Origin of the sequence: Thalassobacillus devorans, from assembly GCF_900176565.1 — a bacterium.
GTDB lineage: Bacteria > Bacillota > Bacilli > Bacillales > Halobacillaceae > Thalassobacillus > Thalassobacillus devorans_A.
Window position 1 is genome coordinate 925,306 of sequence record NZ_FXEH01000006.1, and the last position, 25,727, is coordinate 951,032.

Annotated in this window: 23 protein-coding genes; 22 read left to right on the forward strand and 1 reads right to left on the reverse strand. The window is 44.5% G+C overall.

Translation table 11 applies throughout. The annotated features are described in order from the left end of the window. The first annotated feature begins 175 nt into the window (after window positions 1-175). From B9Y67_RS15605 to B9Y67_RS15615, 3 genes are all read left to right on the forward strand, one after another. Window positions 176-946, forward strand: a complete 771-nt coding sequence (locus B9Y67_RS15605) for an enoyl-CoA hydratase/isomerase family protein (RefSeq protein WP_085508050.1) — start codon at window positions 176-178, stop codon at window positions 944-946. Between the two features lie 224 nt (window positions 947-1,170). Beyond that, window positions 1,171-1,350, forward strand: coding sequence for a hypothetical protein (locus B9Y67_RS20485; protein ID WP_139823824.1), 180 nt, complete (start codon window positions 1,171-1,173; stop codon window positions 1,348-1,350). Window positions 1,351-1,578: 228 nt separating this feature from the next. Further along, window positions 1,579-2,049: an RsfA family transcriptional regulator gene (locus B9Y67_RS15615; protein WP_085508054.1), complete on the forward strand. Its 471-nt coding sequence runs from the start codon at window positions 1,579-1,581 to the stop codon at window positions 2,047-2,049. A gap of 132 nt (window positions 2,050-2,181) precedes the next feature. Here B9Y67_RS15615 and B9Y67_RS15620 read toward each other — a convergent pair whose 3' ends face one another. Beyond that, window positions 2,182-2,676 carry an N-acetyltransferase gene (locus B9Y67_RS15620; RefSeq protein WP_085509218.1) on the reverse strand — a complete coding sequence of 165 codons (495 nt, stop codon included), beginning with the start codon at window positions 2,674-2,676 and terminating at the stop codon, window positions 2,182-2,184. A 164-nt stretch (window positions 2,677-2,840) separates the two neighbouring features. On the opposite strand from B9Y67_RS15620, the gene B9Y67_RS15625 reads away from it, so the two are divergent. The 19 genes from B9Y67_RS15625 (at window position 2,841) to ftsZ (ending at window position 25,111) form a co-directional block, all read left to right on the forward strand. Continuing rightward, window positions 2,841-3,728 (forward strand): 2-dehydropantoate 2-reductase, encoded by an 888-nt coding sequence (locus B9Y67_RS15625; RefSeq protein WP_085508057.1) that lies wholly within the window; start codon window positions 2,841-2,843, stop codon window positions 3,726-3,728. Beyond that, window positions 3,721-4,104: a DUF3397 domain-containing protein gene (locus B9Y67_RS15630; RefSeq protein ID WP_176224026.1), complete on the forward strand. Its 384-nt coding sequence runs from the start codon at window positions 3,721-3,723 to the stop codon at window positions 4,102-4,104. Before B9Y67_RS15625 ends, B9Y67_RS15630 begins: the two co-directional genes overlap by 8 nt. An 82-nt stretch (window positions 4,105-4,186) precedes the next feature. Continuing rightward, the gene (gene bshC, locus B9Y67_RS15635) at window positions 4,187-5,812 is read left to right on the forward strand and encodes a bacillithiol biosynthesis cysteine-adding enzyme BshC (protein ID WP_085508061.1); all 1,626 of its coding nucleotides are present in this window, start codon (window positions 4,187-4,189) and stop codon (window positions 5,810-5,812) included. Between the two features lie 198 nt (window positions 5,813-6,010). Further along, window positions 6,011-6,442 carry a division/cell wall cluster transcriptional repressor MraZ gene (gene mraZ / locus B9Y67_RS15640; protein WP_062447906.1) on the forward strand — a complete coding sequence of 144 codons (432 nt, stop codon included), beginning with the start codon at window positions 6,011-6,013 and terminating at the stop codon, window positions 6,440-6,442. Between the two features lie 26 nt (window positions 6,443-6,468). Continuing rightward, on the forward strand, window positions 6,469-7,446 hold the full coding sequence (gene rsmH, locus B9Y67_RS15645) for a 16S rRNA (cytosine(1402)-N(4))-methyltransferase RsmH (protein WP_085508063.1): 978 nt from the start codon (window positions 6,469-6,471) through the stop codon (window positions 7,444-7,446). Beyond that, a complete protein-coding gene (ftsL, locus tag B9Y67_RS15650; protein ID WP_085508065.1) occupies window positions 7,446-7,808 on the forward strand; it encodes a cell division protein FtsL in 363 nt (120 codons plus the stop codon). The genes rsmH and ftsL overlap by 1 nt, the downstream gene beginning before the upstream one ends. Before the next feature lie 23 nt (window positions 7,809-7,831). Beyond that, on the forward strand, window positions 7,832-10,039 hold the full coding sequence (locus tag B9Y67_RS15655; RefSeq protein WP_085508067.1) for a penicillin-binding protein: 2,208 nt from the start codon (window positions 7,832-7,834) through the stop codon (window positions 10,037-10,039). Between the two features lie 78 nt (window positions 10,040-10,117). After that, window positions 10,118-12,040, forward strand: coding sequence for a stage V sporulation protein D (locus tag B9Y67_RS15660; protein WP_085508070.1), 1,923 nt, complete (start codon window positions 10,118-10,120; stop codon window positions 12,038-12,040). 204 nt (window positions 12,041-12,244) lie between these two features. Further along, the gene (locus B9Y67_RS15665) at window positions 12,245-13,717 is read left to right on the forward strand and encodes a UDP-N-acetylmuramoyl-L-alanyl-D-glutamate--2,6-diaminopimelate ligase (RefSeq protein ID WP_085508073.1); all 1,473 of its coding nucleotides are present in this window, start codon (window positions 12,245-12,247) and stop codon (window positions 13,715-13,717) included. Then, a complete protein-coding gene (locus B9Y67_RS15670; protein ID WP_085508075.1) occupies window positions 13,717-15,078 on the forward strand; it encodes a UDP-N-acetylmuramoyl-tripeptide--D-alanyl-D-alanine ligase in 1,362 nt (453 codons plus the stop codon). The genes B9Y67_RS15665 and B9Y67_RS15670 overlap by 1 nt, the downstream gene beginning before the upstream one ends. 34 nt (window positions 15,079-15,112) lie before the next feature. Then, window positions 15,113-16,099 carry a phospho-N-acetylmuramoyl-pentapeptide-transferase gene (gene mraY / locus B9Y67_RS15675; protein ID WP_085508078.1) on the forward strand — a complete coding sequence of 329 codons (987 nt, stop codon included), beginning with the start codon at window positions 15,113-15,115 and terminating at the stop codon, window positions 16,097-16,099. Further along, complete coding sequence (murD, locus tag B9Y67_RS15680; protein ID WP_085508080.1) at window positions 16,096-17,445, forward strand: UDP-N-acetylmuramoyl-L-alanine--D-glutamate ligase; 1,350 nt, start codon at window positions 16,096-16,098, stop codon at window positions 17,443-17,445. Before mraY ends, murD begins: the two co-directional genes overlap by 4 nt. 93 nt (window positions 17,446-17,538) lie before the next feature. Next, window positions 17,539-18,621, forward strand: a complete 1,083-nt coding sequence (spoVE, locus tag B9Y67_RS15685; RefSeq protein WP_085509219.1) for a stage V sporulation protein E — start codon at window positions 17,539-17,541, stop codon at window positions 18,619-18,621. Between the two features lie 1,146 nt (window positions 18,622-19,767). Then, entirely contained in the window at window positions 19,768-20,595 is an 828-nt protein-coding gene (locus B9Y67_RS15695; RefSeq protein ID WP_085508085.1) for a cell division protein FtsQ/DivIB, read from the forward strand. After that, on the forward strand, window positions 20,579-21,280 hold the full coding sequence (locus B9Y67_RS15700) for a DUF881 domain-containing protein (RefSeq protein WP_085508087.1): 702 nt from the start codon (window positions 20,579-20,581) through the stop codon (window positions 21,278-21,280). The genes B9Y67_RS15695 and B9Y67_RS15700 overlap by 17 nt, the downstream gene beginning before the upstream one ends. Before the next feature lie 5 nt (window positions 21,281-21,285). Beyond that, entirely contained in the window at window positions 21,286-22,011 is a 726-nt protein-coding gene (locus tag B9Y67_RS15705; protein WP_085508089.1) for a DUF881 domain-containing protein, read from the forward strand. Beyond that, complete coding sequence (locus B9Y67_RS15710) at window positions 22,011-22,379, forward strand: small basic family protein (protein WP_085508091.1); 369 nt, start codon at window positions 22,011-22,013, stop codon at window positions 22,377-22,379. Before B9Y67_RS15705 ends, B9Y67_RS15710 begins: the two co-directional genes overlap by 1 nt. A 183-nt stretch (window positions 22,380-22,562) precedes the next feature. After that, window positions 22,563-23,867, forward strand: coding sequence for a cell division protein FtsA (gene ftsA / locus B9Y67_RS15715; RefSeq protein ID WP_085508093.1), 1,305 nt, complete (start codon window positions 22,563-22,565; stop codon window positions 23,865-23,867). A gap of 74 nt (window positions 23,868-23,941) precedes the next feature. Then, window positions 23,942-25,111, forward strand: a complete 1,170-nt coding sequence (gene ftsZ / locus B9Y67_RS15720) for a cell division protein FtsZ (RefSeq protein WP_085508095.1) — start codon at window positions 23,942-23,944, stop codon at window positions 25,109-25,111. Window positions 25,112-25,727: the final 616 nt, after the last annotated feature.

Consider the following 25,727-nt stretch of genomic DNA (forward strand, 5'->3'; position numbering starts at 1 on the left):
GAAAAAGATGTCTGATATCATTTCAGACATCTTTTTTATAACTTTGTTAACAGATTAAATAGAAAGACTCTGCGGATAAATACGTTAAAATTATAGAGTTTCTGATGAAAACTTGGCGGGAAGCCAAGTTTTTTATATATAATGGATGTTAGTTAGTATGCAGGAGGAGATTGTTATGAGTTATGAGACGATTACATATGAAAAGTTTCCGTCTGGTTTTGCAAAGATAACATTAAATCGTCCAGACAAAATGAATGCTGTTTCTAAGAAGATGACGGCTGAACTCTCTGAAGTGCTGAAACAGGCCAGAGAAGAAGAAAGCTTGAAATGTCTAGTTGTTACCGGTGAAGGAGGTCGGGCTTTTTGTGCCGGAGGAGACTTGAAAGATCTACATGGCGACTTGAATGCCAGTGAAGCCTTCCAGGTCTTATATCCAATGAAAGAAGTCCTCTATCAACTGGCATCCTTTCCAGTCCCTACAATAGCGGTGTTAAATGGAGAGGCTCGTGGTGGGGGCTGTGAAATTGCTACAGCATGTGATTTCCGAATTGCCGTCCAAAATGCGTCGTTTGGATTTGTCCAGGGGAAATTGGGCATCACTCCTGGCTGGGGTGGAGGTGCGCTGTTATATGAAAAAATCCGCCCCGAATTCGCTTTCCAGTGGCTGGTAGAAGCGGAAATGTATAACAGTAAGCGTGTAGCTGAGATTGGCTGGGCACATCGTCTGATAGAGAGTGAAGAGCTTGAGAACCTGGAACAGCTGCTCTCCGGTTTTCTTGATAAATCCATCGAACAAATGAAAGTATGGAAGAGGCAGTATGATAAAAAACTATCGATGCTTGCTATGTCCCCCGTTATGGATGAAGAAGTACGTGCCTGTGCACAACTATGGGAATCAGAAGAACATAAACAGGCTGTCAACCGATTCATGAACCGCCGCTCCTGAATCAACTCACCAGCCTATTCAATTAAAAGGCCGAAAAGTCGAAGACTTGATTTCGAGATATCAAGGGTTCTTTACTATAAAAGAGTCAGGGCTGGCTGGGAAACTACTCGCTTTCCTGCGGGGGACCTGGCAAGCCTCCTCAGTCGTTTCACTCCCTGCGGGGGTCTTGCCTAGCCCCTTCTCCCGCGGGAGTCTCGCAGTTTCCCATCCACCCCAGCTGAAGGATGGGGAAAAGAACCCATGTTAGAGATAAGGCTGTCTTCGACCATCACTGGTTACGCACGTTTTTACAAGTAGCTCTCCCTTTGGCAGAAGGAATGAATATCGATGATTTCCGTTATTCCCATAAACGTAAGGAGGGCCGGGAAATTGCGAGACTCCGATGGGAGGATAGTACATGGTGAGATCCCGCAGGGCTTTAGCCCGAGGAAGCTCACCGTACCCCCATGGAAAGCGAGTGATTTCCCGGACCTCCAAACGCTCACAACCATAACGGAAACAGTTTCTCTCGAAACTGAGTCTTCCATTAAAGGGGAGCTTTCATTTTAAAATCAACATTGAGATTTAACAGAGTCATTCTATTAAACCTCTGTCTTGCATACATATAAAGCAAACGATAGAGGAGGGATGGAATGGACGTCAATCGCCAGGATGCGTGGAAAGAAAATGAAGATTTACTATTGGCAGAAACGGTGCTCCGCTGCATTCGACAGGGGAGGACGCAGCTGGAAGCTTTCCGGGAAGTAGCTGACAAACTCTCCCGAACCCCTGCAGCCTGTGGCTTTCGCTGGAATGCCAATGTCCGTAAGCATTACCAGCAGGCTATTGAAACTGCCAAAAATGAAAGAAAAAGGAAACAACATGCAAAAGCAGCAATTCCAGATGCTGCCCTCAATATGTCGCTGGATGATGCTATTTCTCTACTGACCGAGATGAAAGAAAAACAGCATTCTGCTGGAGACCCTAACGTACAGGAGCAGGTAAAAACATTGAGGGAAGAAAACCAGGCGTTAAAAGACGCCGTAACTCGCTACCAGTCAGCCTGGAAAGAAGTGGAAAAACTGATGGACTGGGTGCAAAAAGATAAGAACTTGCCGGTTTAATGGCATTATTTTTTTATGACTCCTTATCGGGTTATGTCCTATGGTATAAACAATCCTCTCAAAAATAGAAGCCACGCTATCGAATTCATAGCGCGGCTTATTTTATATATCGCAGTGTGCTAACTTGTTAACTTACTCCGGACTCTCTCCAGTTTCTTTTTCCTCTACACCAGCAGGCATCCAGATTAATGGATTCTCACCAAGGTCCCGTTCCATTTCGTAATGTGCTTTTTGGAAGCCCATTTTCTCCCAGAACCCGTGAGAATTGATGCGCGGATTCGTTTTGATCGGCAAATCATAGCTTTTCGCAAAATCAACTAAAGCTTTTCCATATCCTTTGCCGCGGTAATCAGGCAAAACTTCCAGTTTCCATAACTCATGGTAATCCTGAGGTGGATGGAAGTAGTGGTCATACTTTGCACCTACGCGGTAAAGACTCATTCTGGCTACTAAAGCGTTTCCATAATAGATTCCAAAAAACGGCGACTCACTGTCATTCTCCACAATATTGTTTTGCAAATCCTCCAGCATAGAAAGTTCCTGGTTGCCATATTCTTTAAAACGCTTAAATTCTTCAAGGGTCTTATAATTAACTAATAAACGTTCTACTTGTAAAGTTTCCACCATGATGATTTCCCCTTTCATTTCTCTATACCCTTATTATAATATAAAAATTTTCAGAATGAAACGAACAATTGAGTGTTCGCTCAATTTATGGCAAAAATTAGTGCTCTTTATTTCAATCGTTTGCTACAATATTTAGTAAAAGAAGAGGGATTGGAGGCGGCGATGTGGAAATAGGTATCATCGGCGGTGGGGCTACCGGTATGCTGCTTGCCCATTATCTGGGTGAAAACCATCAGGTAACCTTATACGTACGCCGAAAGGATCAGACAGCAAGTATTGAAAGTAACGGAATTCAGCTTGAGGGCACGAGTATTGCTACGATTATCCGTGTCCGCCAAATCGAAGAAGGCATCAGAAATCATGCTGTCTTGTTTGTTTGCGTCAAACAGCATCATCTGGATTCTTTAATCCCGGTCCTTAATGAAATGGATGACTCCATAACAGTAATTTTTCTGCAAAACGGGATGGCTCATATAGAAAAAGCAAAAGAGCTTTCAGCTAATGTGATGGTCGGGGTGATTGAACATGGTGCCTTGAAAGTATCTGACCACACGGTACGTCACACCGGAAGAGGGATCATCCGAGTGGCTTCTCTCACGGGAAGTATGGATAGCGGAAGTTTGGTGGAACGATTGCATCAGGAAGATTTCCCGTTTGTATTAGAGCAAGACTACTATCCAATGCTGGCAAAGAAATTGGTTATCAATGCTGTTATAAATCCGCTGACCGCTTTACTCGAAGTACGTAATGGCCAGTTGCTGGACAACCCATACCTAACCAAGCTTGCCAGGCAACTATGCAGGGAAGCCTGCAATGTACTCGCTCTGGATGAAAACGAAGAATGGGCGAATGTGGAGCGGATTGCCCGGTCGACAGCCAAAAACTATTCTTCGATGTATAAAGATTTATCCGCAGGCAGAATAACAGAAATAAACGCGATCACCGGTTACCTTCTGAAAAAATCCCCTGGACAAATCCCAGCACATTCTTTTATCTACCAAGCCATAAATGCCAAACAATTTGAAAAGAGAAAGGAGGAGGAAGATGAGTGATATCTTGATTTACATGTATGCGGCCGCATTAACGATGCCTATCCCGATATTGTTTATTTTCTATTTCATCTATCGAAAAATATACCGTCATAAATGGAAAGCGATCCATAAGACGACCAACCTGGCTACACTTCTATTTATCCTGTCTGTCGACTTATTGGCGAAAGTACTGTTTGAGCAGTCTTTTTTCGGTTATATCCTGCTGGTTTTGCTGCTGGTATTGACAGGAGCTATTATTATCCAGTATCGCCTTCATGAAGAAATAGCGTTCAAACGGGCGTGGAAGGGATTTTGGCGTTTTAATACGTTATTATTCGGTTTCCTGTATATCAGTCTCAGTTTGTATGGACTTGCCGGTAAACTGCTCGCATTATAAAACAGAATATGTGAATTACGCGCTCCTTTTTTGTACAATACATAAGTATACATATTTCAGAATGAAAAGGAGACCTTCACATATGCGCATTGATCCAATTGATTTACCAACAACCAACCCTCTGATAAAAGATTATCGCCAGGCAAACGAGCGCGTACAGGATAAGTTCCACTATCATCCTTTTCACTCGACGGTATTCGCTGATCGGAAAAAAGATTTGAAGGAACAATCTTTCCAACGAGATGAACTCGTACGTGTCTTACATGAGATAAATGCGAAATGGGATGCCCCGCGCAGCACAATGGAAAATATCGACCGGCTTGCTGATGCAGAGAGCACCGTCGTCATCGGAGGTCAACAGGCAGGTCTGCTGACTGGTCCGTTATATTCCGTTCATAAATTGATTTCTATTATTAATCTGGCAAGGAAGGCAGAGAAAGAAGAAGGAACGCCGGTGGTCCCGGTATTTTGGATTGCCGGGGAGGACCATGATTTTGATGAAATCAATCATGTCTTTCTTCCTGAAAATAACCGTATGCAAAAATATCAGGTGAAGCATACTCCGGGCAAAAAATCTTCGGTGACGGATCTACCAATGGAAAAGCCGGCAGTTGAAGAATGGCTGGGACAATTGTTTAGCCACCTGGAAGAATCCGTATATACGAAAGATCTGGAAAATCAAATCTATCAACTAATAAACCAATCGAAGAGCTATGTGGATTTCTTTGCCCGCCTGATATTCCATCTGTTTCGTGAAGAAGGAGTCGTGCTGGTCGACTCCCATCACCCCTCCTTCCGTAAACTGGAATCGGAGCATTTTAAAGCGATGATCCATAACCAGACACAGATCACGCAGGGGGTGTATGCGGCCTGGCAGCAGAACATGCAGCAAGGCTATCCGGTTTCCCTTGATTGCAACCTGTCAGATGCCCATTTATTCTACCATCACGATGGAGAAAGGGTACTGTTAATGAAGGGGGAGGACGGGAATTACTACGGCAAGCAAAACGAGGTCGTATTGACGAAAGAAGAGTTGCTGGACATGGCTGAAGAACACCCGGAATTCCTTAGTAACAATGTAGTGACCCGGCCATTGATGCAGGAGTTAATGTTTCCTACACTCGCTTTCATTGGCGGTCCCGGGGAAATCAATTATTGGTCGGTGTTGAAGCCTGCTTTTGAGGCGTTGGAAGTAAAAATGCCACCAGTTTTCCCGCGTCTTTCATTTTCTCTTATCGACCGTAAAGCGGCAAAATATCTGGATCGCTTCCATTTAAGAGCGGAGGATGTGATTGAAAAAGGGATCAGTCATGAAAAGACAGCCTGGCTCACCTCACAAAGTTACCCTCCATTAGAAGAAATTACGGAACAAGTAAAAAATGGTATTGAACGACTCCATCAGCCATTAAGAGAGAAGGCAGCTGAAATACGTGATGATGTCGGTCAACTGGCAGATAAGAATTTAGCTTATCTTTTTAAAGACATTGAATTTCTGGAACAGCGGATGACAAAAGCTCTAGAAGAAAAGCACGCAAACGAGCTCAACAAATTTGACTACCTGGAGCTATTGCTGCACCCAGGAGAAGGGCTTCAGGAACGGATGTGGGGTATCCTCCCATGGATAAACCAGTATGGGTGGGAACTCTTTGAAGAAATACTGGAACATGATATGAGATTTGAGGAGTCTCACCACTGTATTTACCTATAATCCCCCACCATCCTCCACCTAGGTGTCAAAAACCGTTAAAAACCTTGATGGGACAACAATTAAGCGTCGAAAAATAAAGAAGGAATCCTGCTCATTGGAGCAGGATTTTTTTTAGTGTGGGGAGAAAGTGTATGTTAATGTGGAGGAAAGTGGGGGAATGTGGTACACTGGATTTATTCAGAAAGTGGGGAAGACTCTATGTTCATGGGCGAATTCCAACATAACATTGATACGAAGGGTAGAATCATTGTTCCTGCCAAGTTCCGTGAGGGCCTGGGGGATAGTTTCGTATTGACCCGTGGACTGGATAAATGTTTGTTTGCTTACCCAATGACTGAATGGAGAATCCTTGAAGAAAAACTTAAGAAACTCCCACTTACTAAAAAAGACGCCCGCGCCTTCACACGTTTCTTCTTCTCTGGTGCAGTAGAATGCGAAGTGGACAAGCAGGGAAGAGTAAATATCGCACAACCACTAAGAAATTTCGCAGAACTTGAGAAGGAATGTGTCGTAATCGGTGTCTCTAACCGGATTGAATTCTGGGCGAAGGATAAATGGGAAGACTATTTTGAGGAATCAGAAGAATCCTTTGCGGAGATTGCTGAAAATATGATGGACTTCGATATTTAATTCGAAAATAAGAAGCGGGTGATTGGATGTTTGATCATTATAGTGTATTGAAAAAGGAAGCTGTCGAGGGATTACAAATCCAGCCAGAAGGTACATACGTTGATTGTACATTAGGTGGTGGAGGTCATTCAGAAGCCATATGTGAGCAGCTAAGTACAGGTGGAAGATTGATTGCTTTCGACCAGGATGAAATGGCACTCGAGGCAGCAAAAGAGAGGCTGAAGCCTCATCACGACAAAATTACATTTGTACATGCGAATTTTAAAGAATTGGAGTCTCAGTTAGAGAAGCTTGGTATCGAACAAGTGGATGGAATTTTGTTTGATTTAGGGGTGTCGAGCCCCCAGCTGGATGTGAAAGAGCGTGGGTTCAGTTATCAAAATGATGCGCCGCTTGACATGCGGATGAATCAGCAGGATTCATTTTCAGCTTATCAGGTCATCAATGAATGGCCATATGAGAAGCTGGTGAGGATTTTTTTCCAATATGGTGAAGAAAAATTTTCAAAGCAAATTGCCAGAAAGATAGAAACAAAGCGGGAAGAACAGCCGATTGAAACGACGTTTGAACTAGTCGATATCATTAAAGATGCGATCCCGGCGCCCGCCCGCAGAAAAGGCGGTCATCCTGCGAAACGCGTTTTTCAGGCAATTCGAATTGCCGTCAATGATGAGCTTGGCGTATTCAGCAACGCGCTTGATCAGGCTGCTCGTTCCGTTTCTGTTAACGGACGGATCGCTGTGATTACGTTCCATTCACTGGAAGACAGGATTTGTAAACAGGCATTCAAAAAGTGGAGCAGTAATCCACCGGTGCCAAAGAACATCCCGATCATTCCAGAAGAAAAGAAACCGCCATTCAAGCTCATTACGAGAAAGCCAATCGTACCGGAAGAGGACGAATTAGATGACAATCGCAGATCAAGGTCCGCTAAGCTGCGAATTGTAGAGAAAGTAAAAGAATGGACAGAAGAATTCAAAAGCGATGAAAGGTGGAACAAATAATGAACGCAGAGCAAATAAAACATGTGCAACAGCCTGAAGAACAACAGCAAAAACAGGTGAAAGTCAAAGTCCAGAAAAAACGCTGGATTTCCAGAGGAGAAAAATTTCTTTATACCGCAGTAAGTGGAATAGTACTCACTGCCTCTGTTTTTATGGTACAATTTTCATCTACGACTGACGCTCTGAATAGAGATGTACAGAAATTAGAGCAACAGGTCAAAGTACAAAAGGCAGAAAATGAAAGTCTTCAGTATGAAGTGAAAGAATTAAGCAATCCGGATCGTATCCTTAAGATCGCGAAGGAGAACGGATTGAATATTCAAAATGCCCAGGTTAAACAGGCGTCAACCATCGGAAATTAACAAAAGATTGTGGTGATCATCTGATGAAAAGCAAGAATACCCACCGGATGGCTAAAGTGTGGATGCTGTTTTTTTCCTTGCTGTTCATGCTGCTGTTAGGTAGATTTCTTTATATTCAGACAACCGGAGAAGTGCAGGGGATTGATTTAGATGAATGGGCCGATAAGAAGCGTACAAGTGCCTATCAGCTTGATGCGACCCGCGGCCGGATCCTGGATCAGAATGGCATGACACTGGCCTATGATCGCCCGACCTACAGACTTTATGCCATCGTCGATGAAAGCTATTCCACTAACCTTGAGGAGCCAAAGCATGTCACCGACCCGGAAGAAACGGCGGATATGCTGGCTCCTTTATTAGATATGGAAGCTGGTGAAATAGAGTCAAAGATTGAATCAGGCATGGAAGACGGTCGGTTCCAGGTGGAATTCGGAGCAGCGGGAAGGGATCTATCCCAACAGACAATGAAGGATATCAAGGAAAAGAACATCCCAGGTATTAATTTTATCGAAGAATCGAAAAGGTACTACCCAAATGGAACATTCGCTTCGCATGTCATCGGTTTTTCCCGTACGGAAGATGGGGAAAACAAAGGGATCACAGGCGTAGAGAAGCAAATGCAGAAATACTTAGATGGAAAACCCGGCCGGATATCTTATCAGCGGGATAAATACGGAGTGAAACTCCTGGATCCAAAAGAAGTGATTCAGCAGCCGGAAGACGGCGATGATGTCGTCCTAACTATCGACCAGAAGATTCAGACCTTTTTAGAAGATGCTATGTCGCAAGTAGAAGAGCAATACAACCCGAAACGGATTATGGCAGCCGTCATGGATCCGGATACCGGACAGATTCTCGCGCTGGGTAATCGCCCAAGCTACAACCCGAATCAGATCGGTGAGGTGGAGAATTGGTATAACGATATCGTTTCTTACTCTTTTGAGCCAGGTTCGACGATGAAGATCTTCACGTGGGCGGCAGCGATGGAAGAAGGAGTGTACAATGGGAATGAAAAATTTTCTTCCGGCAGCTACCAGTTTGATGAAGGAAGCCGGCCGATTCGAGACCATCGCCGTGAAGGGTGGGGAGACATTACTTACGATAAAGGTATGCGTGTTTCCTCAAACGTAGCAGCAGCCAAGCTATCCGAAAAAGTCGGATCCGATAAATTCCTTGATTACTTGCATGATTTTGGATTTGAAAACAAAACCGGCATCGACTTGCCTGGAGAAGAAACCGGAAAAATACTTTATAAATGGCCGGTTGAAAAATTGACCACCGCCTATGGACAAGGTACGACAACCACACCAATCCAATTATTGACCGCAGCCAGCGCAGTAGCGAACGATGGCAATATGATGCGTCCATATGTATTATCGCAGGTGTTAGATGGTGAAACTAAAGAGGTTGTCAGTGAGAATGAGCCTGAAGAGATTGGTGACCCTATCTCGCCTGAGACGGCAGAAAAAATGCGCGATCTGCTTGGAACTGTCGTTTCTGAGGACGATGGTACTGCTAGCGTCTATCAGCTTAATGATTATACATTGGCAGGGAAGACAGGTACGGCACAGATCCCGGATTCAGAAACAGGGAAATATATGACAGGCAAGAACAACTACATGTTTTCCTTCCTGGGGATGGCTCCTCAGGAGGATCCGGAATTACTGATTTATGTAGCTGTACAGCAGCCAGAGTTGGAAGTGACCGAATATGGACCTGAGCCTGTCTCTCACATCGTAAAGACAGTGACAGAGAACAGTCTCCATTATTTGGATATCCGTCCGGATCAGGAAACGAAAGAAACGGTGGACCCAATCGAATTGCCTGATGTTATGGGTGATAAGGTTAAGAAGGCAAAAGAGAAACTTGGTGATACATTCAATCGTGTGACAGTAATCGGGGATGAAAATGATAAGGTCGAACAAATTTATCCGGAACCAGGGGCTCCTGTACTTCCGAATCAGCGTATCTTACTTATTACCGATGAACCGACGATGCCGGATATTACTGGATGGTCAGCAAGAGATGTCTTCCATTTTGCTGATATGTTCGGGTTGAAAGTTGAAACAATGGGCAACGGTTTTGCCTATAAACAAAGTGTTCCTGAAGGTGCAAAGATTCAAAAGGGCGGGTATCTCGTAGTAGAATTTCAGCCGCCAGGACTAGAAAATGAAGAAGAGACAGAGGAAGAGGATCAGAATACAGATGAAGAAACGGACTCTTCCTCCTGATTTGAGCAGTGTTCTAATCGTTTTTTGACTGTCATATAGTGATACAAGCTAAGTCTATGCGCGAAAGGGGCCAGGTTGATGAAGCGCGTATCACTCGTAACAGTCAGAAAACGGTTGATCACTGTTTTTATTTTGGCAGCGGTCATTTTCTTGATCATTATGATCAGGCTGGGATATGTACAATTTGTGCTTGGAGATTTTCTTGTGGCCGATGCAGAAGAATCATGGAGCAGGGATATTACTTTTGAGCCAGAACGAGGGAAGATACTGGATACCGAAGGAGAAGTTTTAGTAGGCAACGTATCAGCACCCACGGTAATGGTCGTTCCGAGACAAATAAAGGAACCAAAACGAGCGGCACAGGAACTGGCTCGTATATTGGACATGCCTGTGGAGAAAGCTTATCAGCATGTAACCAAAAACATTTCGATCGAGAGAATTCATCCAGAAGGCAGAAAGATATCCGAGGAACAGGCGAAAGCAATCCAGGGGTTGAGGATGGAAGGGATCTATGTAGCACAGGACTCTAAACGTCACTATCCTAATGGTGCTTTTCTTTCCCACGTGCTCGGTTTTACCGGAATCGATAACCAGGGTCTGATGGGTCTCGAGGCTTTCTATGATGGAAAATTGAGCGGGGATCCGGGCTATCTTTCCTTTTACTCGGATGCCAAAGGAAAACGGATGCCTGATAAAGCCGATGTTTATAAAGCTCCCCAGGATGGTATGGATTTACAACTTACCATTGATCAACGAGTACAGACAATCATGGAGCGGGAACTCGATATTGCAGTATCTAAATATAATCCGGATGGGGCGATAGCCATTGCAGTCGATCCCAAGACCGGGAGAGTACTCGGTATGTCGAGCAGACCCAATTTCCACCCGGAAAAGTACCAGGAAGTTGATGCTTCTGTATACAACCGTAACCTGCCAGTATGGAGCACTTATGAGCCAGGTTCCACATTCAAAATAATCACATTGGCTGCAGCGCTGGAAGAAGGTATGGTGGATCTGCACGAAGACCATTACCACGATTCTGGATCAATTAATGTCGATGGTGCTAAAATAAGATGCTGGAAAAGTGGTGGACATGGGGATCAAACCTATTTGGAGGTCGTTCAAAATTCATGTAACCCAGGATTCGTTAATTTAGGGCAAAAGCTGGGAAAAGAAAAATTATTCCAGTACATCGATAATTTTGGATTTGGTAAAAAAACAGGAATAGACTTGCAGGGAGAAGGGAAAGGGATATTGTTCAAGCCGGAAAATGTAGGGCCGGTTGAACTTGCGACCACCGCTTTCGGGCAAGGGGTATCGGTTACACCAATCCAGCAGGTAATGGCTGTAGCGGCAGCTGTCAACGGAGGTTATCTCTATGAACCTTATATCCAGGAAGGATGGCGTGACCCTGTGTCAGGTGAATTGGTAGAAAAAAATGAGCCAAAGCTGAAAGAACAAATTATTTCTGAAGAAACTTCGGAGGAAGTCAGCAAAGCTTTGGAAAGTGTAGTAGCCAGTGGGTCAGGCAGGGGAGCGTATGTGGAAGGTTACCGCGTGGGTGGAAAGACAGGTACCGCTCAGAAAGTCGGCAAAGATGGGACCTATATGAAAAATAATTATATCGTATCCTTCATAGGTTTCGCTCCGGCGGATGATCCCGAGCTGGTTGTATATCTCGCTGTCGACAATCCAAAGAATACCATTCAGTTCGGTGGAGTGGTAGCTGCTCCGATTGTAGGGAATATTATGGAGGACAGTTTGCGGGCGTTAGGAGTCGAACAAAGAGAGGGCGGTCTGGAGAAAGAGTACAAGTGGCCGGATCAGCCGATGATCGAAATGCCTGATCTGGTTGGTATGGACAGGGAAGAACTCACCAATTACCTGATCGATCTCAATATAGACGTCAGTGGAGAAGGCGACAAAGTTATCCAGCAGGCACCTGCTCCAGGCGTGAAGTTAGAAACGGGATCATCCATCAGAATTTACTTAGGAGAATGAGGTTTTTATACCATTGACTTCTGTTATGGCTCCCTTTATTTAAAGATTCCGTTTAGAGGTCACTTGATTCGCCTATGTGCCTTCATCAAATTAAGAACAACTCGCTCATTCAAGTTTTTCTGAGTAAATTTTCTTCTGTCATCGTGAGATTGAAAAACTTTTGCTATAATATATGAGAATGTGTTTACAGTTAGGATGATAATATTGAAACTACCAGAATTATTGAGACATATACCGTATTTCCAAACAAATCAACCGATAACAGAAATTGAAATAACCGGAGTGGAAATGGATTCCCGTCAAGTGAAAGAAGGGGACTTGTTTATCTGTCTGCCTGGTGAACATTTTGACGGGCATGACTTTGTGGACCAGGCTATCCAAAAAGGAGCGGCAGCGCTCGTTTGTGAGCGCCCTCTTGATGTATCTGTACCGTATGTGGTTGTCCCGGACTCCAACAGGGCAATGGGCAGTATTGCCAACACTTTTTACAAGTATCCGACGACTGGAATGCAGCTGATCGGTATAACCGGGACAAATGGGAAAACGTCGATCAGCTATCTGCTTGAGGAAGTTTTCCAGATGAATCAGCATAAGACCGGCTTGATCGGTACGATCCAAATGAAAATCAATGAGTCGGTGTATCCTGTGAAAAACACGACACCAGACTCATTGTTTTTGCAAAAAAGTTTCCATACCATGAAAGAGCAAAACGTGGATACCACCATTATGGAGGTTTCTTCCCATGCATTAGATAAAGGAAGGGTGCATGGCTGCGACTTTGATGTGGCCGTTTTTACGAACTTGAGTCAGGATCATCTGGACTATCATAGCACCATGGATGAATATCTTCATGCTAAGTCACTGTTATTTGCCCAACTGGGGAATACATACCATCCTCAACACCCGAAGTTTGCCGTCATCAATGAAGATGATGATGCGGCCGATGTCATGAAACGCAGTACTGCTCAGCCGGTTCTTAGTTACGGCATTCAAAAGGAGGCTGCGATCATGGCGAAAGACCTTCACCTGCATGAAAAAGGGACGACATTTACATTGAGTACCCCTGAAGGAGATACCCTTATCAACAGCAGCCTGATGGGTAAATTCAATGTATATAATATGCTGGCTGCTGCCGGGGCAGCGATTGCCTCCGGGGTGAAACTTGCCGTGATTAAAAAGGCACTGGAGGCCTCCAAGGGTGTCCGTGGACGTTTTGAACCCGTAGAGGAGAATCAGCCATTCGGCGTGGTCATTGATTATGCTCATACGCCTGATTCCCTTCATAATGTGTTGCAGACAATGCGGGAGTTTTGTAAAGGCAAAGTAAGGGTAGTGGTCGGTTGTGGTGGTGATCGGGACCGGACAAAGCGCCCGCTGATGGCAGATGTAGCGATGGAGTTCGGTGACCATGCGATTTTCACATCAGATAACCCGCGTACAGAATCGCCGGAACAGATTCTTGATGATATGACCGATCACTTGGCAGGTGGGTATGACAGAATAGTCGACCGCCGGGAAGCCATAGAATATGCTTTAGAAACAGCACAGCCAGGAGACATGGTATTGATTGCCGGGAAGGGTCATGAAACCTACCAGGACATTAACGGAAAAAGATATGAGTTTGATGACAGAGAAATAGCGCGACAACTTTTAAAGCAGCTAAAGGAGAGTAAGTGATGTTGTTTGCTGTAAAAGAATTATGTGAACTGTTCCCTGAATATAAGGGAGCAGCAATGGATAGCATTCCTTTACGTCAGGTAATGACAGATTCAAGAAAAGAAATGAAACAAAGTGTTTTTGTGCCGATTGTCGGTGAAAATTTTGATGCGCATGAGTTTTTAAAACAGGCGATCGAAAATGGAGCGGTAGCTGCCTTATGGCAAAAAGACAGGGAAGTGCCTCGGTTTGTACCGACGGATTTCCCGTTATTTTTTGTAAATGAGACCACGGAAGCGATGCAGAAAATGGCAGGCTTCTATTTAAACAAAGTGAGCCCCCAAGTGATTGGCATCACCGGTTCAAATGGAAAAACCACGACCAAAGATTTGACAGCAGCGGTCCTCAGCACGAAATTTCGGACGCATAAGACAGACGGGAATTTCAATAACCATATAGGACTCCCTTTAACCATATTCGCGATGCCGGAGGATACGGAAGTAGCTGTTCTGGAAATGGGTATGAGCCAGGCTGGGGAAATTGAGGTGTTGAGTCGACTTGCCAAGCCGGATTACGCCCTGATTACGAATATCGGGGAATCGCATATTGAATATTTAGGAAGCCGTGAGGGGATTGCTAAAGCAAAGCTGGAAATCAAGGCCGGTCTCAAAGGTGACGGGGCATTGATATTTGATGGGGATGAACCGTTACTGGCTGAAGAATTAAAGGATCCGAATAACTGGGGTTGTGGTATAGACGAACATAACAGAACCCAGATCAAAGACCTGAAATTAAAGGATCTGAAAAGCAGTTTTGTCATTGACGGGGTTCATTATGAATTACCGCTTGCAGGTAAGCATAATGTTAAAAATGCGAGCTATGTTATTACGCTGGCCCGTCTAATGGGGCTTTCCAGCGAGCTGATCCAGCAGGGACTTGACCAGATTCAGGTTACAGGCATGCGGTTTGAGCGGCAGGCAGGAAAACATGGGTCATTGATTATTAATGATGCCTACAATGCTTCCCCTACTTCCATGAAAGCTGTCATTGAAGTCATCAAAGGCATGAATGAAAAGAAAAATAAAATTCTCGTGCTCGGTGATGTCTATGAACTCGGCAGCCATGCAAAAGCAATGCATCGCAGTGTCGCAGATGTGATAGATGAAGATATTGCAGCTGTCTATACATTTGGCGAAGATGCCGATGAAATCAGTAAAGCCGTAGCGGAAAAGAAATTGAATATTAAATCCGAACATTTCACAGATAAAACATCTTTGCATCAAGCAGTAGAAAAAGATCTCGATAAGGATACGGTGGTATTAGTTAAAGCTTCCAGGGGTGTAAAACTGGAAACAATCATCGATCCTTTAGTAGAGAACTAAACGGACGGTACCAGGAACAAAGGAGGAATATTAGATGAACGATTTTGTACTATTAATTACAATAGCCATCGCATTTTTAATCACCGTCCTGATTTCACCTGTATTCATCCCATTTCTTCGAAGACTGAAGTTCGGACAGAGTATTAGGGAAGAAGGACCAGAAAGCCATCAGAAAAAATCAGGGACGCCGACGATGGGCGGGCTGATGGTACTGTTTTCTGTCAGCATAACGACCTTGATCATGGCAGCTAAATTTAATCCAGAACCAATGAGTTTTGAAGTCTTTTTACTTTTATTCGTATTGATTGGGTATGGATTGATTGGATTTCTTGATGATTTTATTAAGGTAGTCATGAAGCGGAATCTTGGGTTGACTTCCAAGCAAAAATTGCTCGCACAGTTTGTCATCGCTGTCGTTGTTTATTTAATTTTACGTCAGCATAATTTCCCGACCTACATAGCTGTACCAGCTACAGATATCCAAGTAGACCTTGGTCTGCTTTATCCTGTGTTAATTCTTGTGATGCTGGTAGGAGCTTCTAATGCTGTCAATTTGACAGATGGGTTAGATGGCCTGTTAGCCGGGACAGCTGCTCTGGCATTCGGTGCTTTTGCTATCCTGGCATGGACAGGAAATCCGCAATTTGAGATTACTATCTTTTCTTTAGCGGTTGTGGGATCACTGCTCGGGTTTTTAGTATTCAATGCCCACCCGGCTAAAGTATTCATGGGCGACACTGGATCATTGGCATTAGGTGGAGCGATTGCGATCGTTGCAATCCTGACCAAACTGGAAATCCTCCTGGTTGTAATTGGAGGAGTATTCGTCATTGAGACATTATCGGTCATTATTCAGGTAATATCATTCAAAACGAGAGGCAAACGAGTATTCCGGATGAGTCCACTCCATCACCATTATGAATTGCAAGGCTGGTCAGAATGGCGTGTGGTAACTTCTTTCTGGCTTGTCGGACTGGTGTTTGCCATTTTAGGAATTTATATTGAGGTGTGGTTAGGTTGAAACGATTAGAAGATTTTCCTTATCAGCATGCATTGATTTTAGGACTTGCCAAAAGTGGCACAGCAGCAGCAAAGTTATTACTGGACAGTGGTGTAAACGTCCGTGTCAATGACTATAAAGCAAGCGAGGATGACCCGGTGGTGCAGGAGCTGGAAAAAGCAGGTGCTGAGGTCATTCTTGGCGGCCATCCGGTTTCTGCGTTGGATGGTATCGATGTCATGGTGAAAAATCCAGGCATCCCGTATGACAATAGTCTGGTGACAGAGGCGGAAAAGCGAAACCTGTCAGTCATTACCGAAGTAGAGCTTGCCGCACATCTTCATCATGGTCCCATAGTAGGTATTACCGGTTCAAACGGGAAAACAACCACAACTACGCTTACCCATGAAATGTTGAAAGCGAGCGGTAGAGAGCCAAGGATTGCCGGTAATATCGGGGAAGTTTCCTGTGAAGTAGCAAGAGAGACAACGGATGATCAGCCGATGGTAATCGAATTGTCTTCCTTCCAGCTGATGGGGATCGAAAAGTTCCGTCCTACCGTTGCTGTGTTATTGAACATCTATGAAGCACACCTGGATTACCATAAGACGTTGGAAAATTACCAGCATGCCAAGGCTCGTCTCTTCAAAAATCAAACGGCGGATGACTATCTCGTATATAATGCCGATGATCCTGTTATCGCTAAGTTTCTCGATGATGCAGCATCTGTTCTCGTACCTTTTTCTGCAAAGCAGGAATTGGAAGAGGGAGCATATGCAGACGAACAATATATCTATTATAACGGCAGCTCCATTATGAAGCGGGAAGATATCGTCCTCGTTGGAGAGCATAATATGGAAAATATATTAGCGGCAGTAGCAGCGGCGAAATTGAATGGTGCTACCGATGAAGGCATCCAAGAAGTGCTGACAAGTTTTAAAGGTGTTCCTCACCGGCTTGAATTTGTCGGCAATATCAAGGGCCGTCTGTTTTATAATGATTCTAAGGCAACTAATATTCTCGCTACATCCAAAGCATTGGGTGCATTTAAGCAGCCGGTGATTTTACTTGCCGGTGGTCTTGATCGGGGCAACAGCTTTGATGAATTGGTGCCATTTTTAGACCATGTGAAAGCTATGGTGGTCTTCGGTGAGACAGCGGATAAAATGACACAGGCAGCACAGCAGGCCGGTATTGCTGAAATTAAAAAAGTTGATAATGTAGGACAAGCAGCGCAAGTGGCATTTGACCTTTCCGGGGAAAAAGATGTCATACTCCTGTCACCGGCATGTGCCAGCTGGGATCAGTATACTACTTTTGAAGAAAGAGGGCATATGTATGTCCAAGCTGTGCATAAGCTGAAATAGGGGCTTGTTCACAGTTAAAGAAATGAAAGCCCCATTTTCCAATTTAGTTGGAGGAGGGGTTTTTTCTTGAGTAAAAAAAGCCAGCCGAGAGCCATGCCTGATATTTTGTTGATGGTTGGTATCTTATCTTTACTTACTATCGGAGTTATTATGGTATACAGTTCGTCCAGCATTTGGGCGACCTATAAATTCAATGATTCATTCTTCTTTGCGAAGCGGCAGATTTTATTTGCCGGAGCTGGTGTGTTGGCCATGTTTTTTATAGCGAGGGTGCCTTATCTGTTTTGGAGGACCCATGCCAAAAAGCTTCTGATTATCTGTTTTATCTTCCTGATTGCTGTCTTGATCCCTGGGGTAGGGATGGTAAGGGGAGGGGCACAAAGCTGGATTGGCGTCGGAGCTTTCAGCATCCAGCCGTCTGAGTTCATGAAACTTGGCTTAATCATTTTCCTGGCCAAGTTCCTTTCTGAGAGGCAAAAGTATATCACTTCCTTCCAACAGGGCTTTCTGCCAGCATTAAGTCTGGTACTTGTCGCGTTTGGATTAATTATGCTGCAGCCAGACTTAGGGACGGGCGTCGTGTTAGTGGGAACGTGTATGCTGATGATTTTTGTTTCTGGAGCGAGGTGGGCTCATTTTGTTGGGTTAGGATTGCTCGGTCTGGCTGGATTTGTCGCATTAATCGCTTCTGCACCATACCGGATCAAGCGGATAACCGCCTTTCTGAATCCGTGGGAAGATCCTTTGGGAAGCGGGTTTCAAATTATCCAATCGCTCTATGCTATCGGTCCCGGCGGGCTGATGGGGCTTGGTCTTGGGCAAAGCTTGCAAAAATTCTTCTACCTGCCTGAACCTCAGACCGATTTTATATTCGCCATTCTGGCAGAAGAATTAGGTTTTCTCGGCGGAGCATTCGTCCTGGCCTTGTTCCTGCTGGTACTTTGGCGGGGTATCCGTGTTGCTTTATATGCACCAGACCTGTATGGTACGCTTCTTGCACTTGGCATCGTAGGAATGATATCCATACAAGTAATGATTAATATCAGTGTAGTAACCGGACTTATTCCTGTTACCGGGATTACGCTACCGTTTTTAAGCTACGGCGGTTCTTCCTTAACGTTGACATTATGCTCTGTCGGCATTCTGCTAAGCGTCAGCCGCTATTCAAAACTTTAATTACACACTCTATCAAACCCAAATTTTATTTGTGCAATTAAAGCTCCCTTTAATGGAAGACTCAGTTTCGAGAGAAACTGTTTCCGTTATGGTTGTGAGCGTTTGGAGGTCCGGGAAATCACTCGCTTTCCATGGGCGTACGGTGAGCTTCCTCGGGCTAAAGCCCTGCGGGATTTCACCATGTACTATCCTCCCATAGGACTTTGAGTAAGCTTCTTGAATAGGCACCGCACGAAGAAAATGCATAGCATTTTCGAGGAGTCTCGCAATTTCCCGGCCCTCCTTGCGTTTTATGTGGAACGGAAACAGGTCAGCACGGAAGACTATAAAATGAAAAAAACGAGCTTTATGCCTCATCACAATCAAAGGGACATTGGGGATATGGAAGACTGATCCGAGTAATACATGGGTCCGTTAACCTTCTTGATAGCTGGGTGGCGGGGAAACGGTGAGACTCCCGTGGGAGAAGGGCCCAGACGAGACCCCACAGGGAGTGAACGACCGAGGAGGCTTGGCGGCTCCCCCACAGGAAAGCGAGCCGTTTCCCAGTCGCCCTTACTCCTGGTTCGGCAACGGACCTCAAAGTATCTCGAAATCAAGTCTTCGACTTTTCGGGCCTTTAGTGGAATATACTTCTTAAGGTAAATCAAAAACAAGGATTTACATCCATAGAAAATTTATGAATAATTTATTGAAGAACAGTCAGAGATATTTTTCCAAAGCCGTACTATGTGAATGGGCATAGCTGCGGCTTTTTTCTGTATTAAAAGCTGAAAATAAAAGTATCATTAAAAAATCTGAAGTTTTTGCCACAGGGAGTCACAAAACGCGGGCTAACATGATAAAATGAAGGGGTGGATATATGTTTAATCGCTTTTCTTAGAGGGAACATGCAAACGGGTCTTAAAGGTGATAGCCTTGACGGCTAGGGATAACAACTTTACAGCCCAGGCTTCAATGCTTTGGAATGCCCCGTTTTTAGAATGGAAAAGCAGTTTGCAACAATTATTTCCAAAAGTTAAAAATAACGGAAGATGGATGGAAACTGTTGTATGATAGAGATATAACGAGCTAGCAGGAATGACTTTTCCTACATAGTATCCCATCTTCCCTGATATTGAACGATGTTAAGGGGAAATCATCATTATGGAGAAAAAAAATATTGTTTCCATTGAAGATCGTATTCCGAAGCTGAAACATGCCAGGAAGAAGAAAGCGAACAGGCGCTTGATCTTTTATTTGACGATTTTGTTCTTGTTGATTGCGATCGTTGTGTATTTACAGTCCCCCCTTAGCCATGTAAAACAAGTGGCCGTAGAAGGAAATGTCCATGTCTCCGATAAGGAAATCAAAGAAATGAGTCATGTAACCGGGAAAGATAATTTCTGGAAAGTGGACAAGCAACAGGTAGAATCCGGTGTGAAAGGACATCCGGAAGTTGCAAAAGTCAGTGTTTCCAGAGATTTTCCGAACACGATTACCATCCAGGTGGACGAATATGACCGCGTAGGCTACGTTAGAGTGGATGGAAGCTATTATCCGATACTGGAAAACGGCAAACGGCTGGACTCCTATGAATTGCGTGTAACAAACGGTGACGCACCGCTTTTGCTTGACTTTGATAAAGCAACCTACCTGGAGGAAATGTCCAAGGAATTGCGAGAGCTTCCATCGAGTGTCGCTAATTTGATTTCTGAAATTCATTGGACACCTACAGATGACAATCCATTTCAAATTAAGCTTTATATGAATGATGGGTATGAGGTACAAGGGACGATCAGGAATTTTTCAAAGAAAATGAGAGCATATCCATCGATCGTTACACAATTAAGTCCTGAAGATAAAGGGATTATTCATATCGATGTCGGCGCTTACTTTGAATCTTATTCCGACACAGAGCAGGAAGGTTCCTCTGAAGTAGAAAGCAGCGGGGAAGATCAACAGGGAGAGAATGAAGATGAAGCTCAGGGGTAAGCATGTTATTCTCGCTTTCGTCCTATTAGGGACCGGCTTTCTAGTCTCTTACAGCTATACACAAGCCGACGAGAGCTCCCAAATGGTAAAACTTGCTGATCGTACCTGGGAGAAGGAATACTACTATCGAAAGCAACTGTTGGATTTAGAATCCAGGAACAAAGAACTAAGGGAAGAATTGCAAACGAAAACAGAAGCAGTTCAGACTTATGAAGATGATCTGGCTGCGAACGAGCAGCAAATTGCAGATTTTGTCGAACGGAAGAAAAGACTTCAGATGCTTACTGGACAATTGCCTGTAAAGGGACCTGGATTGAGGGTGACGCTAAAGGATGCAGCATATATTCCAAGTGAAGAGCATGCCAATAGTTATATCGTCCATGAACCTCACATCCATCAAGTAGTCAACGAATTAAAGAGTGCCGGTGCTAAGGCAATCGCGATTAATGGTCAGCGATACGTCAGCAACAGCTATTTCGCCTGTACAGGCCCGGTCATCACAATAGATGGCGTTCAGCACCCCGCACCGTTCGTGATTACAGCGATTGGTGATCCTGAAGTATTGTTTTCCAGTCTATCTTTAAAAAATGGAGTAGTTGATCAGCTTGTTACTGATAACATTGAAGTAGAGCTGGAAAAGTCAGCGGAAATCCAAATGGATGCCAGGCTTTCGAGTGAAGGGTGATTTTCTTGAGTAAACGTACGAAATGGCTCATGTCATTAATTTTTGCCCTGGTTGGCTTCATGCTGGCAATCCAGTTTCAAACAGCCTCTTCCGAACCTGAGCTCCGCGATACACGTGATCAGTGGGAGATCAGACAGGCATTGCAGGAGCAGCAGAAACTACAGCAGGAATTACTGGAGCAAATCGCTCAGGCTGACCGGACGCTTGAAGAGTATGGAGAAGTATCGGACGCTGAAAAACTGGAAACTTTAAAGTCCTCTATTCATCAATTAGAGCAGGAGGCTGGTTTAGCAGAGTTGGAAGGCAGTGGAGTCATTATAACACTTGCTCCTATTTTCCAGGAGTGGGAAGAAGGGGCCCCAGCTTATCCTACTGTAAGTCCCTCTCTGTTGACGCATTTGATCAATGAACTGAATACTTTTGGAGCTGCAGGGATCGGGGTAGGGGAGGAGCGATTCATCAGTATATCGCCTGTCCGTAATGTAAATGGAGAGACGTATATCAATAACCGCCCAATGCCTCCTTTGCCGATTACGATAAAGGCCATTACCAGTAATCCCAAAAAGATGATGGATTACGTCAATGCGAGTCGCTCCAGGGATATGTTCGCCCTTGATCAGATTGCCATGGAAGTGGAGGCAGAACAGCATATAGAGCTCCCGGGTTATGAAGATAACCTGCAGATAGACGTGCTCGAGCTGGATAGCAGTAAAGAAACAGGTGAGGATTAATGTGGCTGCCATTTGTCTTTTTAATCATCGGAGTTATCCTGGGTCTGTTAACGGATCTGCGGGTACCGGACGCTTATACCGATTACTTGACCATAGCGGTTCTTGCCGCTTTTGATACGCTATTAGGGGGAATAAGGGCACAATTAGAAAAGAAATTCGATGATATCGTGTTTTTGACTGGTTTCTTTACCAATGTATCCCTTGCTGCCTTGTTAGCATTCCTGGGAGTGCAGCTGGGTATTGACTTGTATCTTGCGGCAGTCTTTGCATTTGGTGTACGCTTATTCCAAAATATAGCGATCATCCGAAGACATCTCATCACTCAAACGATCAATTCTAGAAAACTGAAAAAAAATCCGGAAAAATAAGAGGAATATCACATCTATCTGTGGAAACAGAACATGACTTGATTCTATTTCCATATTTCTAAGTGGAAAGAACCATATAGTATATCAATCTATTTACGAAACGGGAAATGGATTGTATTTTCTTCTTATATTCGATAATATTTGAACTATTCATATGCCTTTAGTGCAGGAGGTGCATCGCTTTTGAATCAGAATGAAATATTAGTAAGCTTAGATATTGGGACCACGCGGATTAAAGTGATTATCGGGGAAATCCTGAATGATTCCCTGAATATCATCGGCGTAGGTACCGCTAAATCAAAAGGAATGAAAAAAGGAGCCATTGTAGATATCGATCAAACTGTCCAATCCATCCGCTCAGCTGTCGAACAGGCGGAGAGAATGGTCGATATGAAAATAGATCGCGTCGTCGTCGGTGTCAACGGTAACCATATCCAGCTCCAGCCATGTCATGGTGTGGTCGCTGTTTCCAGTGATGACCGGGAGATCGGCGATGAAGATATAAAACGTGTCATTGATGCAGCACAAGTGATTTCGATACCACCGGAAAGAGAAATCATCGACGTCATTCCGAAACAGTTCATCGTGGACGGCCAGGACGAAATTACAGACCCACGCGGTATGATTGGCGTCCGTCTGGAAATGGAAGGTACGATCATCACTTGTTCGAAAACAGTGCTACATAACTTGTTGAAGTGTGTGGAAAGAGCTGAACTGCAAGTGTTGGATATCTGCCTTCAGCCTTTGGCTGCAGGTACAGTAGCGTTATCAGATGATGAAAAAAATCTTGGGGTCGCTTTAATCGATATTGGTGGAGGCAGTACCACTGTTTCTGTATTTGAGGATGGCCACCTGAAAGGTACAAGCATGACGGCTTTGGGCGGAGACAACATTACGAAAGATCTCTCTATCGGTCTTCGGACATCAACAGAAGAAGCTGAGGAAATTAAAGTGGAACATGGCCATGCATTTTTCGATGATGCCCGTGAAGAGGAACAATTTGAAGTGACGATTATAGGAAGTAATCGAAAACAAACATTCAATCAATTGCAGATTTCTGATATGATTGAAGCTAGACTAGAAGAGATTTATGTGTTTGCCGCTCAAGAGATTCACAGAATGGGCGTAAAAGATTTGCCTGGAGGTTTTGTACTGACAGGAGGCTCGATGAGCATGCCTGGTGTCATGGAACTTGCCCAGGATATCTTCCATGCGAATGTCCGTCTCGCTATTCCGGATTATATCGGGGTTCGCGAACCACAATTTACCAGTGGTGTCGGAATCTTGCAATTCGCTTATCGTAATGCGAAAATACAAGGAAAAGAGATTTTTCCATCCGTTCAGGTGGTGGATGCTCAACAGCCTAGACCGAAGAAACAGAAAAGAAGTACGCCAAAGCAGCAAGAGCAGCAGGAGAAACCTGTAAAAGAAGAAAAAGAGAAAAAGGAATCAGGATTATCCAATCTACTGAAATACTTTTTCGACTAAACAACGTTTCCTTCATAACTGACGAATGGAAGCTAAAATAAGTCTCGTAATCTTTGAACTGGGAGGAACGAAAAATGTTAGATTTTGATACAAGCATGGACCAATTAGCAACGATAAAAGTTATTGGGGTTGGTGGCGGCGGAAGTAACGCTGTCAACCGTATGATCGAACACGGAGTACAAGGTGTAGAATTTATTGCAGTCAACACGGATGCGCAGGCTTTGAACCTGTCCAAAGCAGAAGTGAAAATGCAAATTGGCGGCAAGCTGACCCGTGGTCTCGGGGCAGGTGCCAACCCGGAAGTAGGTAAAAAGGCTGCTGAAGAAAGCAAAGAGCAGCTGGAAGAAGCGTTGCAAGGTGCTGACATGGTATTTGTCACGGCTGGTATGGGCGGCGGTACCGGTACTGGCGCAGCGCCTGTCATCGCTCAAGTGGCAAAAGAACTTGGCGCGTTGACCGTCGGTGTTGTTACACGTCCATTCACTTTTGAAGGGCGTAAGCGTTCTGTACAGGCGACAGGCGGTATTGACGGGCTGAAAAGCGCCGTTGATACGCTCATTGTCATTCCGAATGACCGTCTATTGGAAATCGTCGACAAGAACACCCCGATGCTTGAAGCCTTCCGTGAAGCGGATAACGTGCTTCGTCAAGGTGTACAAGGTATCTCTGACTTGATTGCAGTCCCAGGTCTGATCAATGTTGACTTTGCAGACGTTAAAACCATCATGATGGATAAAGGGTCTGCTTTGATGGGAATTGGAATTGCAACTGGTGAAAGCCGTGCGGTTGAAGCCGCTAAAAAAGCGATATCATCTCCACTATTGGAAACATCCATCGATGGCGCCCATGGTGTCCTGATGAATATCACTGGCGGATCAAACCTGAGCCTTTATGAAGTACAGGAAGCTGCAGATATTGTAACTTCTGCTGCTGACCAGGAAGTAAACGTCATCTTCGGTTCCGTCATTAATGAAAATCTAAAAGATGAGATCGTAGTTACCGTAATTGCGACAGGTTTTGATGAAGCTCAGTTGAGCCAAAGCCAGTCCAAGCAGCGTCCAAATATGGGACAAATGGGCGGCGGTGTAAACCAGCAGCCACAACAGCCGGACCGTCTGGAAAGAAGAAGGGAAGAACCTCGTCACCAGGAAATGCCATCCCAGCAACGAGGTGGACAAGGTGGCCAGGAAGAAGACACACTGGATATTCCTACCTTCCTTCGTAACAGAAACCGTAGAAGATAACTAATAAAATGAAGAGGACGACTTTCACAATCCCTCTTTAATATCAGTAAACCCACGAAGATTCCTTTCTTCGTGGGTTTTTCAGCTTGTAGAGAAACACCTGTTTTTCTACAAGCTTTTTTGCGTTGATAATAATTTTTTCCATTAAAGCACCCTTTTGCTGAAGACTCAGTTTCGAGATAGTTTGTTTCCGTTACGGTAGTAACGGTGTGGAGGTCCGGGGAATCACTCGCTTTCCGTGGGCATGTGATGAGCTTCCTCTGGCTTCGCCTTGCGGGATCTCACCGCTCATGTTCATCCCACTGGAGTCTCGCAATTTCCCGGACCTCCTTGCGTTTATGAGAGAAACGGAAACATCGGTATATCGTTCTTCAAATCAAGAGTGAGCTATGCATAAAATATGAGCTTAAAGCCGCGTCTTTATTCATTTATCCATTAAAAGTAGAAGACATCTGCAATATAACAGGGGTTCTTTTCTCCCATCCTTCGGATGGGGTGGATGGGAAACTGCGAGACTCCCGTGGGAGAAGGATCTAGGCGAGATCCCACAGGGCGATAGCCCGAGGAAGCTCGCCAGTTCCCCACAGGAAAGCGAGTAGTTTCCCAGCCGCCCCTG